Below are 15,937 nucleotides of genomic sequence, written 5' to 3'. Positions count from 1 at the left end.
TGGCGCACCCGCTTGCGCCGAGGTCCCGGTCGAGGGCTGGGCCCGCATGCCGCACGGAGCGGGGACGGCGGGCCGGTCAGTCCGCCGCGCGCCGCTCGCGTGGCAGCCAGGCGAACGGGTCGCCCTCGCCCGGCAGGTGCTCGAGGGCGACCCAGCCGCCGTGGCCCACGTCCTCGAGCCGGCGCAGGTGCCGCACGAGGTCGAGCTCCCCGGTGCCGGGCACACCCCGCCCCGGTGCGTCGGCGATCTGCACGTGCGCGGCCGGGGGCCGTGGACGGCGACCACCCGGTCGAGGTCCTCGCCGTTGACCGCGGGGTGGTAGAGGTCGAGGAGCAGTCCGATGCCGCCCACCCCGGTCTCCGCCGCCACCCGGTCGGCGACGGCGACCGCGTCCTCCGCCGTCCGCAGCGGGTACCGGGGCGCGGCGCTGAGCGGCTCGAGGAGCACCGTGCCGCCGATCCGCGCCGTCGCCCGCCCGGCCAGGGCCAGGTGCTCGACGGCGAGCGCGTCCTGCGCGGCGGGGGTAGTGCCGTCGGCCCGGTTGCCGTACAGCGCGTTGAACAGCCGCACGCCCAGCCGCTCCCCGAGGCCGACCGTGGCGGCGACCGCGTCGCGCCACTCCGCCTCCCGGCCGGGGAGCGACACCAGCCCGCGCTCGCCGTCGGCCATCGCACCGGCCGGGAAGTTGAGCGCGACCAGCTGCACCCCGGCGTCCTCGACCGACCGCACGAACGCCTCGACGTCCCGGTCGGCGGGCGTGGCGGAGTCGAAGGGCCACCACGACTCGACCGCGGTGAACCCGGCGGCGCGGGCCGCCTGCGGCCGGCGCTCCAGCGGCAGGTCGCCGAAGAGGAGGGAGGTGTTGACGGCCCAGCGCACCGCGGTCCCCTCAGCCCCGCCCGAGGTAGGGCATGCCGGTGGCCAGCATCGTGGTGAACGGAACGCTGACCTCGAGCGGCAGCCGGGCCATCTGCACCACCGCGTCGGCGACGTGCGCCGGGTCGAAGGTGGGCTCGGGCCGGACGGAGCCGTCGGCCTGGCGGGCTCCGTGCGCCATCCCGGCGGTCATCTCGGTGGCGGCGTTGCCGATGTCGATCTGCCCGCAGACGATCCGGTGCGGGCGGCCGTCCAGCGCGATCGCCTTGGTCAGGCCGGTGACGGCGTGCTTGGTGGCGGTGTAGGCGACGCTCCCCGGCCGCGGCACGTGCGCGGAGATCGAGCCGTTGTTGACGATCCGCCCGCCCGGCGGGTCCTGCGCCTTCATCAGCCGGACGGCGGCGCGGGCACACAGGAAGACGCCCGTGACGTTGACCTCCACGGTCGTCCGCCAGTCGGCGACCGCGATCTCGTCCACCTCGCCCGCGGGACCGAAGGTGCCGGCGTTGTTGACCAGCAGGTCGAGCCGGCCCCAGGTGTCCCGGACGGCATCGAACGCCGCGTCCACCTGCGCCTCGTCGGCGACGTCGGTGGGCAGCACGAGAGCGCCGTCCCCGCCTCCGGCCGTCTCCTCCAGCGACGGGCGGGTGCGCCCCAGCAGCGCCACGGACCAGCCGTCGGCCAGCAGCGCCCGGGCGGTGGCGCGGCCGAGTCCGGAACCGCCGCCGGTCACCACCGCGGTGCGGCGGTCGGGGGTCACGACGCGCACCGCACGGCGGCACCGGCTGCGGGACCAGGGCTGGGGAGGTCGTCCACGGGCCCATCGTGGTCCGCGATGACCGCCGGGACCAACCGTGCCGGCGCGGCCCGTCCCGTGGGGGACGGGCCGCGCTGGTGGGGTGCTGGAACGGCCACCCGTCAGGGGCCCGTGCCGAGCCTGGTGACGTGTTGGAACGGCCCCGTCCAGAGGCTCGGCGCGAGCTTGCGAGCGGTGCGGAGGACGGGGTCCTCAATGGATGTGCGAGCCGCCGTTGACGTCGTACGTGGCCCCGGTGATGTAGCCGGTCTCCTGCCGGCACAGGTAGGTGATGAGGTCGGCGACGTCGGCGACGTTGCCGTTGCGGCCCACGGGGATCCCGGCGACGAGCTGCGTCTTGCGCTCGCCCTCCAGCGCGCCGCCGGTGATGTCGGTGTCGATGAGCCCGGGGGCGACGGCGTTGACCGTCACGCCGTGCGGCCCGAGTTCGCGGGCCAGTGCCCGGGTGAAGCCGAGCTGGGCGGCCTTGGCGGCGGAGTAGGCGACCCCGCCGAACACCCCGCCGCCGCGCTCGGCCGAGACCGAGGAGAGGAAGACGATGCGGCCGAAGCCGCGCTCGGCCATGCCGGGTGCGACGCGGCGGGTGATGTTGTACGCGCCGCGCACGTTGACCGCGAAGATGCGGTCCCACTCCTCGCCGCTGACCTCGAGGAACGGGGTCGGCGAGGTGATGCCGGCGTTGTTCACCAGGGCGCCCACCGGGGGCACCGAGCCGTCGAGGGCGGCCAGCGCGCTCTCGACGGACGCCTCGTCGGTGACGTCGCAGCCGATGCCGACGGCCTGGACGCCGTGCTGCTCGGCGATCTCCTGGGCGGCGTCCTTCGCGCTGCCCTCGTCCAGGTCGAGGATGGCGATGTTCCAGCCGGCGGCGGCCAGGGTGTGGGCGGTGGCGCGGCCGATGCCGCGCTTGGAGCCGGCGCCGGTGACGACGGCGGTCTTGTCGGAGACGGACATTCGTTCCTCCAGGGGTGTTCGGGGGTGGTGTCAGGCGGTGGCCGGGTCGGGATCGGCCGCCCAGGGGGCGTGCGTGCCGCCGCCCAGCTCGGCCTTGACCTTGGCGATGACGGCGTCGGTCGACAGGCCGTAGCGGTCGTGCAGGGTGGGCAGGGCGCCGGCGGCGAGGAACTCGTCGGGCAGCGCGATCGGCACCACGCGCGTCCCGACGCCGGCGAAGGCCAGCGTCGAGGCGACCGACTCGGCCAGGCCGCCGACGACGGTGTGGTTCTCCAGCGTCACCACGAGCCGGTCGGTGCGGGCCGCCCGCAGGATCGCCTCGGTGTCCAGCGGCTTGATCGTCGGGACGTGCAGGACGGCGACGTCGACGGAGTCGGCCTCCAGGCGGGCCGCGGCCTGCAGCGCCCGCATGGTCATCAGGCCGGTGGAGATGAGGACGACGTCCCGGCCGGCGCGCAGCTCGGCGGCCTTGCCGAGCTGGAACCGGTAGTCGTACTCGTCCAGCACGGTGGGCACCGCGCCACGGAGCAGCCGCAGGTAGGTGGGGCCGGGTGCGTCGGCCAGGGCCGGCACGGCCTGCTCGATGTCGACGGAGTCGCACGGGTCGACGATGGTCAGGTTGGGGCAGCCGCGGAGGATCGCCAGGTCCTCGGTGGCCTGGTGGCTGGGCCCGTACCCGGTGGTGAGGCCGGGCAGGCCGCCGACGACGTTGACGTTCAGGTTCGGCTCGGCGATGTCGAGGCAGAGGAAGTCGTAGGCCCGCCGGGTGGCGAACACCGAGTAGGTGGAGGCGAAGGGCACCAGCCCGACCTCCGCCATCCCGGCCGCGGCCCCGAGCAGCGACTGCTCGGCCATGCCCATCTGGAAGAACCGGTCGGGATGGGCGTCGCGGAACACGTGCATGTCGGTGTACTTCGCCAGGTCGGCCGACAGCCCGACGATCTCCGGCCGTTCCTCCGCCAGGCGGTTGAGCGCGTGCCCGAACGGTGCGCTGGTGGTGCGCTGACCGGGGTCGGCGAAGGAGGCGATCATCGCCGAGGTGGTGAGCTTCTTGCGGGGGGTGGTGCTGGTCATCGGGCCAGTCCTTCCTCGAGCTGGGTGCGGGCGGTCTGCCACTCGTGCTCGGCGACGCTCATGAAGTGGGCCTTCTCGCGGGTCTCGAGCAGCGGCACGCCGCGGCCGATGCGGGTGTCGCAGATCAGCACCGAGGGTGAGCCGCGGTGCGCACGCAGCTCGTCGAGGGCGTCGACGAGCGCGGCGACGTCGTTGCCGTCGACGCGCAGGGCGTGCCAGCCGAAGGCCTGCCACTTGTCGGTCACCGGCTCGGTGCGCAGCACGCCGGCGGTGGGGCCGTCGGCCTGCAGCGCGTTGACGTCGACGATGGCGGTGACGTTGTCCAGGCCGTGGTGGGCGCAGGCCATCGCCGCCTCCCAGGTCGAGCCCTCGTCCAGCTCGCCGTCGGAGAGCAGGTTGAACACCCGCGCGGAGTTGCCCTGGTGGCGCAGCCCGAGGGCCATCCCGGTGGCCACCGGCAGCCCGTGGCCCAGCGAGCCGCCGGAGATCTCCACACCCGGGGTGTAGGAGGCCATCGCCGACATCGGCAGCCGGGAGTCGTCCGACCCGTAGGTCTCCAGCTCCTCGAGCGGGATGGTGCCGGCCTCGGCCAGCGCGGCGTACAGCGCGATGGCGTAGTGGCCGATGGAGAGCAGGAACCGGTCCCGGTCGGGCCAGTGCGGGTCCTCGGGGCGGTAGCGGAGCTGGTCGGTGTAGACGACCGCGAGGACGTCGGCGACGCCCAGCGCCTGGCCGATGTAGCCCTGGCCCTGCACCTCCCCCATGTCCAGGGCGTTGCGCCGGATCCGGTACGCGGCCTCGCGGATCCGGGTGATCCGCTCCGCCCGATCGGCCGTGCCGGCCGGGTTCGAGACGGCCGGGCTCGTGGGTGCGTTCATGCTGGAGATCTCCTTTGTTCGATTTCCGTCAGGCGAAGATGCCGAGCACGAGGACCGCGCCCAGGCCGACGAAGGACAACAGCCCCTGGGCGACCGTGTAGACCTGGAAGGTGCCGCGCACGGACAGGCCCAGCAGCGTCTTGAAGATCCAGAAGGTGTTGTCGGTGACGTGCCCGCCCAGGGCGGCCCCGGACGCGGCGGCCAGCCAGATCAGCACCGGGTTGAGCCCCAGGCTCCCGACGACCGGCGCCAGCAGCAGCGCCGCGGTGATGGCGGCCACGGACCCGGAGCCCTGGGCCAGGCGCAGCAGCGCCGCGACCAGCCAGGCCAGCACGAGCGGGTAGGCCGCGTTGGCGCTGAAGAGGCCGGCCACCAGGTCGCCGATGTTGGTCTCGGCGATGACCTGCCCGAGTGATCCCGCGACGCCGGTGAACAGCAGGATGACGCCGCTGGTCCCGGCGGCCCGCACGATCACCTCCTCGACGCCCGTCCGGCCCAGTGACGGCACGGCGAGAGCGGTGCCCACGAGCAGCCCGATGAGGAGGGCCACCACGGGATTGCCCAGGAAGCCGAGCAGGCCGATCTCCGCGCCGGCCGCACTGCTGCTGGTGTCGGCCACGATGAGCAGCACCGGGATGAGCAGCGGGAGGAGGGCGACGAGCAGGGGCAGCTGCCTCCCTGACCCCTCGCCGCCGGCGCCGGCGGGGGTAGTGCCGCGCTGCGGGTCCTCCGTGACGGCCGTCGCTGCACCGCCGCGATCGACCTGCGGGGCCTGCTGGTCGTGCGCGATGGCTGCCTGCTCACCGGAGGGTTCGGCGCCGGGCGGGAGGCCGTATCCGGCGATCTCACCGGTGTGCTCGGGGTCGGTCAGCGGGTCGTCGTCCTTCGCGTCGTTCCAGGTGAAGCGCATGAGCAGGCTGTGCAGCAGGATGGAGACGACGATGACCACGATGCCGAAGGGGATCCCCCACAGCAGCATGGTGCCGAGCGGGATGCCGAGGGCGGCCGCGATGGCCAGCGCGGCTGCACCGGGCGGGACCATCAGCAGCGCCACCTCGAGGCCGATGGCCAGGGAGCCGGCCAGCGGCGCGATGCTGAGCCCGGTCCGCAGGGCGATCGAGCGGGCCATGGGCCCCAGGATCACCAGCGCGACATCGAAGTAGATCGCCGGGAAGACGATCCCCGAGGTCAGGCCGATGACGTAGGGGGAGCGCTTGGCCCCGACGAGGCGCAGCATCCCGTCCACGACGCGGTGCAGCGTCCCCATGGCCGACAACAGGGTCCCCAGCATCACGCCGAAGCCGATGATGAGGCCCACCTCGGCCATCAGGTTGCCGAAGCCCGTCACGACGGCGGTCGTCGTGCCCTCGTAGCCCAGCCCCGCGGCGATGCCGAGGTAGAGGGCGCCGATCACCAGCGAGATGACCGGGTTGATCTTCACGAAGACGATGAGCCCGACGACGATCGCCACCGTGATCGCGGTGTTCAGCAGGAGCAGCGTGGTGTCGGTCATGTCAGTCCCCCTCCGACCTGCGAGAGCCGGTGGAGCTGCGCGTCCCGATCGTCGCATCGACGGGGCACCCGACGCTGACCTCCTCGGTCGGGGCGCCCTCGAACAGGTGCCAGACGGCGACGTCCTCGAGGTGTTGGGTCGTGGAGTGCTGGGTGCCGCTCGGTCATGGTGGTCTCCGGTCTCCGGTGGGCGAGAGAACCCCGTTAGTCGTTGACTGTTGACAGTTAACTGCCGACCAGAGTGGGTGGTGCGCGTCATGGTGTCAAGGGTCACTTCCCAGCCCGGGCATCGGTGCAGGTCGGGGTGGGCAGTCCGACGAGCCGGCCCTCCTGCAGGGTCCCGCCGGGAGCACGCGAGCGAGCAGAGCCACCGCGTCCAGGGCACCGGAGGCCCCGTCCCGGGTCCCGCCCCGAGCCTTCGAGGGGCGGGAGGACGGGGGTCCGCTCAGGAGCGGTGGGCAGGGCGGCGCCGTCCCGAGCTCGCGGGGGACGGGGCGGAGAGGGGCCCCGCTACGCGGACTCGGTCGCCTCGGCGAAGTGCTCGGCGGCTGCGGTCATGTGCTCGTCGACGACCCGCACGGCCGCCTCGACGTCCCCGCGCTCGATGGCCTCGACGATCGGCACGTGCCGGTCGCGGGCCATCATCGGCGCCTGCCAGGCCGCGCCGTTGAGGATGGCGACCCGCATCCGGCCCTCGAGCCGCTGCCACGCCTCGACGAGCATGGAGTTGCCCGACAGCTGGCACAGCAGCAGGTGGAAGGCCAGGTCGGCCTCGATCCGCGCGGCGGCCTCGTCCTCGTCGGAGAGCCGCTCCACGGCCGCCCGCAGCGTCTCCGCAGCCGCCTCCCGCCGTGCGGAGGCGATGACCTCCCGGACGGCCAGCCCCTCCAGGGCGGCACGAACGCGGAAGAGCTCGCGCACCTCGGCGGAGGTCAGGCTGTTGACCCGGAGCATCCCGCGGTTGCCGGTGGTGACCAGACCCTCCTGCTGCAGGTGCCGCAGCGCCTCGCGCACCGTGCCCCTGCTGACCCCGAGCGATCCCGCCAGCTCCACCTCGCCGAGGTGGTCGCCGGGCCGGTACCGGCCGGAGAGGATGGCCGACCGGAGCGCCTCGAGGGACCGCTCGCGCAGCGTGCTCCGGTCCAGTGCCGACAGTGACTCAACGCTCACGCAGCAGCCTCCTCGTCGACGTCATGGTAGCCGCGCCGTCCTGGCGTCCGTGCCGACTGTCGACAGTGTTCCCCCCTCGAGGGGTCAGCGCGCCACGACGTTGCGCAGCTCGCGGCCGGCGAGCAGGGCCTCGAGGTTGCCGCCGACGAGCTCGTCGGCACCGACCGGCCGGCCGCCGGCGGCGTGCGGGGTGAGCAGCAGGTTCGGTGCGTCCCACAGCGGGGAGTCCGCCGGCAGCGGCTCGACCTCGGTGACGTCGAGTGCCGCGCCCGCGATCCGGCCCTCGGTCAGCGCCGCGACCAGCGCCGGCTCGTCGACCGTCGTCCCGCGACCGACGTTGACGACGAGCGCGTGCCGCGGCAGCGCGGCCAGCCGGCCGGCGTCCAGCGCGTGGGTCGTGGCCTCGGTGGCGGGCAGGATCATGACGAGGACGTCGGTCTGCTCCAGCTCCGCCTCCAGCCGGTCCTCGGCGACGACGGGGAAGCCGGACCGCTCCCCCGCGCTGCGCCCCACCCCGCGCACCTGCGCGCCGAGGGCCCGCAGCAGCGGGGCCAGGTTCTGCCCGATGTTGCCGAAGCCCCAGACGAGCACCCGGGCGTCGAGCAGCGTGGTCACCGCCCCCTCCGGGTGCAGCGGCTGCAGCCCGCCGAGCTCGTCGGCCCAGCGGTGCTCGGCCTGCGCGGCGAGCGCGGCCGGCAGGCGGCGCAGCAGCGCGAGCACCAGGGCCAGGGCGTGCTCGGTGACCGGCCGGTCGTGCAGGCCCGCGCCGGAGGTGACGACGACGTCGTCGGGGAGGCCTGCGCCGAGGACGGCGTCCGGCCCGGCCGCCAGCGTCTGCACCCACCGCAGCCGCGGCATCCGCCCGGCGACGGCGCGCAGGTCGCTCGGTGCGTTGCCCCAGACCACCAGGGCCTCGGCGTCGAGGTGCTCGTCGGGCACCGGGGCGGCCACGTCGTAGTGCACCGCCTCGACCCCCTCGGGCAGCGCGGGGACGAGCGGCAGCGAGTCAGGGAGCAGGATCTTCACGGCCCCAGCCTCTCCCGGCGGCACACTCCCTGTCGCGCCACGGACCCCCGGCGCCGCGGCGGCCGGGCTCGGTCGGCCAGGCGCTGCGTCACCCGGTCGTGGAAGGCGCCGATGTGGTGCTCGGAGGGGACCAGGACGCCACCACGGGCGTAGGCACGGGAGGATCCGGCCGACTGGGCCGCTCCCAGGCCGCGAAGTCCTGCTCGTCGACCCGGTGGAACGGCTCCCCCGAGCGCGACGGGTCCGTGCCCGACTCCACCACTCGACGCTCGCCGTCTCACCGTGGAGATCGACCTCACACCGGACCCTTGACTCGCTCTGCGGGGGGCCACCAGGCTGTTCCGCGACGAGCAGGCCGTTGCGTCCATCGCAACCAGCGACTCGGAGAGGTCATGGTCCCGGTGTGTCCGACTGCAGCACTGAACCCGGGACCCGGCACCCACCGGCGCGCCACCTCGACGCAGCGAGGGAGCACGACGTGAGCCGGCAGCAGTACGACGTCGTCATCGTGGGCGGCGGATCCGCAGGCAGCGTCCTCGCCAACCGGCTCAGCGCCGACCCCGGCAACCGGGTGCTGGTGCTGGAGGCTGGCCGCAAGGACTCCCTCTGGGACGTCTTCGTCCACATGCCCGCCGCGCTCACCATCCCGATCGGCAACCGGTTCTACGACTGGAAGTACCAGACCGAGCCGGAGCCGTGGATGGGCGGCCGGAGGGTCCACCACGCCCGCGGGAAGCTGCTCGGCGGCTCGAGCAGCATCAACGGGATGATCTTCCAGCGCGGCAACCCCCTCGACTACGAGCGCTGGGCTGCCGACGAGGGCATGGCCACGTGGGACTTCGCGCACTGCCTGCCCTACTTCAAGCGCATGGAGAACTGCACGGCCGCCGCCCCCGACGACCCGTTCCGCGGCAAGGACGGCCCCCTCGTCCTCGAGCGGGGGCCCGCCACCAGCCCGCTGTTCCAGGCCTTCCTCTCCGCGGTGCAGCAGGCCGGCCACCCCCTCACCGACGACGTCAACGGCTATCGGCAGGAGGGGTTCGCCCCCTTCGACCGCAACGTGCACCGCGGCCGCCGGCTGAGCGCGGCCCGCGCCTATCTGCACCCGGTGGTGTCCCGCCCGAACCTCACGGTCCGGACCCGGGCCCACGTCACCCGCGTCCTCTTCGAGGGCCGGCGCGCCGTCGGCGTGGAGTACCGCCGCGGGCGCGGGCCGGCCCGCACGGTGCACGCCGGCGAGGTGGTGCTCAGCGGCGGCGCCATCAACACCCCGCAGCTGCTGCAGCTCTCCGGCGTCGGGAACGGCTCGGAGCTGCGGGCCCTCGGCATCGACGTCGTGGCCGACCTGCCGGGTGTCGGGGAGAACCTGCAGGACCACCTCGAGGTCTACGTCCAGCACGCGTGCACGCAGCCGGTGTCCATCGCGCCGGGCATGACGTGGTGGCGCAAGCCCGGGATCGGCGCGCAGTGGCTGTTCCTGCGGACGGGACTCGGCGCCACCAACCACTTCGAGGCCGGCGGGTTCCTGCGCGGCAACGACGACGTCGCCTACCCGAACCTGATGTTCCACTTCCTGCCCATCGCGGTCCGCTACGACGGGACGATGCCGGCCGGTGACCACGGCTACCAGGTGCACGTCGGGCCGATGTACTCCGACGCCCGCGGCACGCTCAAGGTCAGGTCCCGGGACCCACGGGTGCCGCCGGCGATGCGGTTCAACTACCTGTCCACCGAGCAGGACCGCCGGGAGTGGGTCGAGGCGGTGCAGGTGGCGCGGCAGATCCTCGGGCAGCCGGCGTTCGCCGAGTTCAGCTCCGGCGAGATCTCCCCCGGGCCCGCGATCGAGACCCCCGAGCAGATCCTCAGCTGGGTGGCCCGCGACGCCGAGACCGCGCTGCACCCCTCCTGCACGGCGAAGATGGGCACCGACCCGCTGTCGGTGGTCGACCCGAGGAGCATGCGGGTGCACGGGCTGGAGGGTCTGCGGGTCGTCGACGCCTCGGCGATGCCCTACGTGACCAACGGCAACATCTACGCGCCGGTCATGATGATGGCCGAGAAGGCCGCCGACCTGATCCTCGGCAACACCCCGCTCGCCCCCGAGCACGTCGAGTTCCACCGGCACCGGCCGGCCTCGGTCAGCGAGGTCACCGGCCAGAGCTGAGGGAGCACCCCTGCCCCGGGACGCCGCGCGTGGTGCCCTCGTCGAGGCGGAGCCGATCGGCCGATCCGCCCCGACGAGGAGGACGCCGGATCAGTTGGGGACCCACTGCGGGGGATCCGACCGGCGGGGAGCGGGGATCGGCTCCTGCAGTCGCAGGAACTCCAGGTGCCGCTCGTACTGGTCGAGGACGTCGTCGATCAGCTGCGAGTGGGTGTACCCCATCACGTCGTAGCCCTGGCCTCCTTCGCCGAGGTGCACCTCGAGCCGGGAGTACGTCTCGTCGCCGGGCCGGGTGCGGCGTCCGTACCCGGGGATCGGGAGCGCCCGCACGCAGATCCGGTAGGCGAACGGGTGATCGCCCCGCAGGTCGGCGGTGAGCTCGACGCAGCCCTGGCCGGTGTCGTCGGTCGCCCGGCGCGCCTGCGCCTCGATGCCCTCACCGCGCAGCTCGGCCGCGACGTCCTCCAGAGCCGGCGCCGCCACCTCGTCGAGGTACTCCCGCGCCGAGGCCTGGCCCGGGAAGGCCATGGCCCGGTTCAGTCGCAGCCGCCAGCCGGGCGTGCCGTTCCCGTCCGGAGCTCCCAGCGCCCGCCCGGACAGCCGACCCGGGAGGGTCTGGTGGTGGCTGGTCGCCCGGAGGGCCTCCACCCGGAGGGCCTTGTAGAGGCCCACCATGACCAGCACCATCACGAAGGTGAAGGGCAGCGCCATGATGATCGTGGCGTTCTGCAGCGCGGGGACACCACCCACGAGGAGCATCGCCGCGGTGAGCAGCCCGGTGGCGACCGCCCAGAAGATCCGCACACCCTTGCCGCCGTCGTGCTGCGGAGTCCGCAGGTGGGAGCACAGGTTCGCCATCACCAGGGCGCCGGAGTCGGCCGACGTGACGTAGAAGAGCAGGCCGACGAAGGTCGCGACCGCGCCGATGAAGGGGAAGGCCGGGTACTCCATCAGCAGCGTGTAGAAGCCCTGCTCGGGGGTGTTCATGGCCAGCTGCCCGAACGCGGTGTCCCCGTCCCGGATGCGCTCGATGGCGCTGTTCCCGAAGATCGAGATCCACATGACGATGTAGCTGAACGGGATGACCATCGTCCCGACCACGAACTGGCGGATCGTCCGCCCGCGGGAGATGCGGGCGAGGAACAGGCCGACGAAGGCAGCCCAGGCGATCCACCAGGCCCAGAAGAAGAGCGTCCAGCTGTTGAGCCACTCGACCGGGCGCTCGAAGGCGAAGGTCTGCATCGTCAGGCCGGGGAAGCTGCTGACGAAGTCGCCGACGTTGAGCACCAGCCCGTTGAGGAGGAAGGTCGTCTTCCCCGCGAAGAGCACGAACGCGGCCAGGCCGATGGCCAGCAGCACGTTGAGCTGCGAGAGCCGCTTGATCCCCCGGTCCACGCCGCTCACCGCGGACACGGTGGCCGCCGCGACGGCCAGGACGATGAGCCCGATCTGCGCCGCGCGTCCCTCGGGGATGCCGAAGAGCACCTCCAGGCCGAAGTTGAGCTGGACGACGCCGATGCCCAGCGACGTGGCGACCCCGAAGATGGTGCCCAGGACCGCGGCGATGTCCACGCCGTGGCCCAGGGGGCCCTGGACGCGCTTGCCGAAGACGGGGTACAGCGCGGACCGGATGGCCAGCGGCAGGTTGCGGCGGTAGGAGAAGTAGGCCAGCGCCATCCCCATCACCGCGTACATGCCCCACCCGGTGAGGCCGTAGTGGAACAGCGTCCAGACCGTCGCCTCCCGCGCCGCCGCCACGGTCTCCCCCTCGCCGACCGGCGGCGCGAGGTACTGCGTCACCGGCTCGGCGACCGCGAAGAACATCAGGTCGGTGCCGATGCCGGCGGCGAAGAGCATCGACGCCCAGGCGAAGGTGCTGTACTGCGGCGTCGAGTGCTCGGGCCCGAGCTTGGTGCGGCCGTAGCGGGAGATGCCGAGGAAGAGCACGAAGACGAGGACGGCGGTCGCGAACAGGATGTAGAACCAGCCGAACCACTCCGACGTCCAGCCCACCAGCGTGCCGATCGTCTCCGCAGCCGCCGTCGGGGAGACCATCGCCCAGCCGGCGATCAGCAGGACGCCGATCGCCGAGCCGTAGAAGACGGGGCCCTTGATCCGGGCCGGTGGGGCGGGGTCGGTCGTGGCCTCCGCGGGGGCCGCTCGTTTCCTCATGACAACTCCATGGGGTCGTGGTGCACGGGTCACCGGGCGGGTGGAGCGGCGTCCGGTCGGGAGGCGGTACCGGGGGACGGCGAGCGGCGCGGGCCGCCGGCCGGGTCCGGCGGGCTCAGGGGCCTCAGGCCCCGTTCCCCGCGGGCCGGCCGAACCAGTCCTGCCGGGCGGGCCGGGTGTTGTGCCAGATGTGCTTGGCCTCGCGGTACTCGGCCAGGCCCGCCGGGCCGAGCTCGCGACCGTTGCCCGACCGTCCGAACCCGCCCCACTCCGCCTGCGGGAGGTACGGGCCGAAGTCGTTGATCCAGATCGTTCCGTGGCGGAGGGCGCGGGCCACCCGCTCGGCGCGGGCGGTGTCGGCGGTCCAGACCGCACCGGCGAGCCCGTAGCCGGTGTCGTTGCCGAGCGCGATCGCCTCCGCCTCCGTGGTGAACCGCTCCACGGTGAGGACGGGCCCGAAGGACTCGTCCTGCACGATCCGCATGTCCCGCCGGCAGTCGGCGAACACCGTCGGCAGGTAGAAGAACCCGCCGGCCAGGCCCGGCTCGTCGGGACGGCGGCCACCGGTGACCAGCCGGGCGCCCTCGCGGACGCCGACCGCGACGTACTCCTCCACGCTCGCCCGGTGCTCCTCGGACACCAGGGGTCCGCTCTCGGTCGCCGGGTCGAACCCGTTGCCGAGGCGGATGCGCTGGGCGCGCTCGACCAGGGCCGCGACGAACTCGTCGTGGATCCCGTCCTGCACGATGAGCCGGGTCCCCGCCGAGCACACCTGGCCGGAGTGCAGGAAGGCCGCCGTCAGGGCGTTGTCGACGGCGGTGTCGAGGTCGACGTCGGCGAAGACCACGTTGGGGTTCTTGCCACCGAGCTCGACGGTCACCTTCTTCACCGTCTCGGCGGCGGCCCGCAGGATCTCCTGCCCCGTGCTGAGGCCGCCGGTGAACGACACCATGTCCACGTCGGGGTGCTCGACCATCGCCGCTCCGACGTCCCGGCCACCGAGGACGAGGTTGACCACGCCCGCCGGGGCGCCGGCCTCCTCCAGCAGCTCGGTGAGCCGGATGGTGGTCAGCGGGGTGACCTCGCTCGGCTTGACGACGATGGTGTTCCCGGCCGCGAGCGCCGGCGCGACCTTCCAGGACACCTGCAGGAGCGGGTAGTTCCACGGCGTGATGAGCGCGCACACGCCGACCGGCTCGTGGACGACGCGGCTGACGATGCCGGGACGCCCGGCGTCGACCAGGCGGCCGGGGTCCTTGTCCGCCAGGTCCGCGTAGTAGCGGAAGACGGCGGCCACGTCGTCGACGTCCTGCCGGCTCTCGCCGACCGTCTTGCCGGTGTCCAGCGTCTCCAGCCGGGCGATGTCCTCCCGGTCGCGCACCAGGAGATCGGCGACGCGGCGCAGCAGGGCCCCCCGCTCGGCCGCCGGGGTACCGGACCACTCCCCCGCGTCGAAGGCGGCCCGGGCCGCTCCGACGGCCGCGGCGACGTCCTCGACCGTCGCCTCGTCCACCTTCGCGACGACGCTCTGGTCGAAGGGGTTGACGACCTCGCGCTGGTCCGACGAGGCCCCCGGCCGCCAGGTGCCGCCGATGAGGAGGTTGGCCATGGCACTCCCTGGTCCGTCGCGATGGTGCGGGACTGTTGCGGTCGGCGAGGCAGCTTGGTGGGCGACCCGGGTCACGTCAAGAACCGGTCCGGGCCCGCCGCACACCCCCCGACGACCACCAGCCTGCCGGGTCGCCGTCCACGGGGGCGACCCGGGGACGGCGGAGTGCGGCCGCCAGCCGGCCGGTCAGCGGAGGACGACCGTGCGCCGTCAGAAGGGTTGGTCGCCCGTCGCCGGGGTGCGCGCGCCGGTGAGGTGCTCGGCGTAGGCGGGCAGGTCCAGCTGGCCGTTGCCGGACAGTCCCACCACCAGGACACCGGCCTCCCCGGTGTCCGCACGGCGACGGGCCTCGGCGATCGCGCCGGCGACGGCGTGGCAGGACTCCGGTGCCGGCACCAGCCCTTCGGTGCGGGCGAACAGCAGCCCGGCGTCGAACGCCTCCTGCTGCTCGACGGCCTGGGCGGTGATCAGTCCCAGGTCCACGACGTGGCTGACCATCGGGGCCATGCCGTGGTAGCGCAGCCCACCGGCGTGGATGGCCTCGGGCACGAAGTCGCGCCCGAGGGTGTGCATCTTCATCAGCGGGGTCAACCCGGCGACGTCGCCGTGGTCGTACTCGTAGCGCCCCTGCGTGAGCGACGGGCACGCGGCGGGCTCCACGGCCACCACCCGGGTGTCGGTGCGCCCGGCCAGCCTCTCCCGCAGGAACGGGAAGGACAGCCCCGCCAGGTTCGACCCGCCACCGGCGCACCCGAGGACGACGTCGGCCGCCGTCTCACCGAACACCTCGAGCTGGCGCAGCGCCTCCTCGCCGATCACCGTCTGGTGCAGCAGCACGTGGTTGAGCACGCTGCCCAGCGCGTACCGCGCCGCCGGGTCCGGCGCCGCCGACTCCACGGCCTCGCTGACCGCCATCCCGAGGCTGCCGGTGGTGCCGGGGAACCGCTCGAGGAACCCACGGCCGGCCTCGGTGAGCCCCGACGGGCTGGCGTGGACCACGCCGCCGAAGGTCTCCATCAGCATCCGCCGGTACGGCTTGCTGTCGTAGGAGGCGCGGACCTGCCACACCTCGCACTCCAGGCCGAAGAGCGCCGTGGCGAACGACAGCGCGCTGCCCCACTGCCCGGCGCCGGTCTCGGTGGTCAACCGGCGCACGCCCTCGGCCGCGTTGTAGTACGCCTGCGCCACGGCGGTGTTCGGCTTGTGGCTGCCGACCGGGCTGACGCCCTCGTACTTGTAGTAGATGCGCGCCGGCGTCCCCAGCGCCCGCTCGAGGCGGTGCGCCCGGTACAGCGGCGAGGGCCGCCACAGCCGGTAGACCTCGCGGACCGGTTCCGGGATCGGCACGAACCGCTCGCCGGTCATCTCCTGCTCGATCAGCGCCGCCGGGAACAGCGGTGCCATGTCGCCGGCCACGAGGGCCTCGCCGGTGCCCGGGTGCAGGTGGGGCGGCATCGGCGCGGGCAGGTCGGCGGCCAGGTTGTACCAGTGCGTGGGGATGTCCGCGTCGGCCAGCACGGCCTTGGTCATCGGCGCCGTGGTGGCCGGGGCGTCGGTGCTCGTCACTCCTGCTCCTCCGGGGTCGTGGCCCACCGGCCGTCCGGGGAGGAGCTCCTCGGACCGTCCGGAGGGTCTGGGACGGTCCGAGCGCGCGTCAGCGGGCCTGGGTCGTCCTCGACGACCGG

The 15,937-nt window shown here is 73.5% G+C and carries 12 protein-coding genes and 1 pseudogene; 1 reads left to right on the top strand and 12 read right to left on the bottom strand.

The window, feature by feature from the left end:
* Positions 1 to 76 precede the first annotated feature (76 nt).
* The 9 genes and pseudogenes from BUB17_RS27790 to BUB17_RS11620 form a co-directional block, all read right to left on the bottom strand.
* On the bottom strand, positions 77 to 253 hold the full coding sequence (locus BUB17_RS27790; protein WP_244277175.1) for a hypothetical protein: 177 nt from the start codon (positions 251 to 253) through the stop codon (positions 77 to 79).
* Between the two features lie 92 nt (positions 254 to 345).
* Positions 346 to 879: pseudogene (locus BUB17_RS28415) on the bottom strand (TIM barrel protein); the annotation flags it as partial.
* Positions 880 to 889: 10 nt separating this feature from the next.
* The gene (locus BUB17_RS11650) at positions 890 to 1,636 is read right to left on the bottom strand and encodes an SDR family oxidoreductase (RefSeq protein ID WP_244277173.1); all 747 of its coding nucleotides are present in this window, start codon (positions 1,634 to 1,636) and stop codon (positions 890 to 892) included.
* 249 nt (positions 1,637 to 1,885) lie between these two features.
* Complete coding sequence (locus BUB17_RS11645) at positions 1,886 to 2,647, bottom strand: SDR family NAD(P)-dependent oxidoreductase (RefSeq protein ID WP_072918150.1); 762 nt, start codon at positions 2,645 to 2,647, stop codon at positions 1,886 to 1,888.
* A 30-nt stretch (positions 2,648 to 2,677) separates the two neighbouring features.
* On the bottom strand, positions 2,678 to 3,721 hold the full coding sequence (locus BUB17_RS11640; protein WP_072918148.1) for a transketolase family protein: 1,044 nt from the start codon (positions 3,719 to 3,721) through the stop codon (positions 2,678 to 2,680).
* Positions 3,718 to 4,599 carry a transketolase gene (locus BUB17_RS11635; RefSeq protein WP_072918147.1) on the bottom strand — a complete coding sequence of 294 codons (882 nt, stop codon included), beginning with the start codon at positions 4,597 to 4,599 and terminating at the stop codon, positions 3,718 to 3,720. Before BUB17_RS11635 ends, BUB17_RS11640 begins: the two co-directional genes overlap by 4 nt.
* Before the next feature lie 28 nt (positions 4,600 to 4,627).
* Positions 4,628 to 6,112, bottom strand: a complete 1,485-nt coding sequence (locus tag BUB17_RS11630) for a GntP family permease (RefSeq protein ID WP_072918145.1) — start codon at positions 6,110 to 6,112, stop codon at positions 4,628 to 4,630.
* A 509-nt stretch (positions 6,113 to 6,621) separates the two neighbouring features.
* Positions 6,622 to 7,281 carry a GntR family transcriptional regulator gene (locus BUB17_RS11625; protein ID WP_175561342.1) on the bottom strand — a complete coding sequence of 220 codons (660 nt, stop codon included), beginning with the start codon at positions 7,279 to 7,281 and terminating at the stop codon, positions 6,622 to 6,624.
* Positions 7,282 to 7,365: 84 nt separating this feature from the next.
* Complete coding sequence (locus BUB17_RS11620) at positions 7,366 to 8,307, bottom strand: phosphoglycerate dehydrogenase (protein WP_072918144.1); 942 nt, start codon at positions 8,305 to 8,307, stop codon at positions 7,366 to 7,368.
* Positions 8,308 to 8,785: 478 nt separating this feature from the next.
* Between BUB17_RS11620 and betA the strand changes: the two genes are divergently transcribed.
* Positions 8,786 to 10,471: a choline dehydrogenase gene (gene betA / locus BUB17_RS11610; RefSeq protein WP_072918142.1), complete on the top strand. Its 1,686-nt coding sequence runs from the start codon at positions 8,786 to 8,788 to the stop codon at positions 10,469 to 10,471.
* 90 nt (positions 10,472 to 10,561) lie between these two features.
* Here the strand turns inward: betA and betT are convergent, their stop codons facing one another.
* The 3 genes from betT to BUB17_RS11595 all read right to left on the bottom strand — a co-directional run bounded on the left by betT (position 10,562) and on the right by BUB17_RS11595 (position 15,818).
* Entirely contained in the window at positions 10,562 to 12,643 is a 2,082-nt protein-coding gene (betT, locus tag BUB17_RS11605; RefSeq protein WP_072918141.1) for a choline BCCT transporter BetT, read from the bottom strand.
* Between the two features lie 124 nt (positions 12,644 to 12,767).
* A complete protein-coding gene (locus tag BUB17_RS11600) occupies positions 12,768 to 14,252 on the bottom strand; it encodes an aldehyde dehydrogenase family protein (RefSeq protein WP_072918139.1) in 1,485 nt (494 codons plus the stop codon).
* A 210-nt stretch (positions 14,253 to 14,462) separates the two neighbouring features.
* On the bottom strand, positions 14,463 to 15,818 hold the full coding sequence (locus tag BUB17_RS11595; RefSeq protein ID WP_244277171.1) for a TrpB-like pyridoxal phosphate-dependent enzyme: 1,356 nt from the start codon (positions 15,816 to 15,818) through the stop codon (positions 14,463 to 14,465).
* Positions 15,819 to 15,937 lie beyond the last annotated feature (119 nt).

The organism is Geodermatophilus obscurus, from assembly GCF_900143215.1.
Taxonomy (GTDB): Bacteria; Actinomycetota; Actinomycetes; order Mycobacteriales; family Geodermatophilaceae; genus Geodermatophilus; species Geodermatophilus obscurus_A.
Note: the sequence above shows the minus strand (reverse complement) of the source record. Positions and strands in the feature narration are given on the sequence as shown.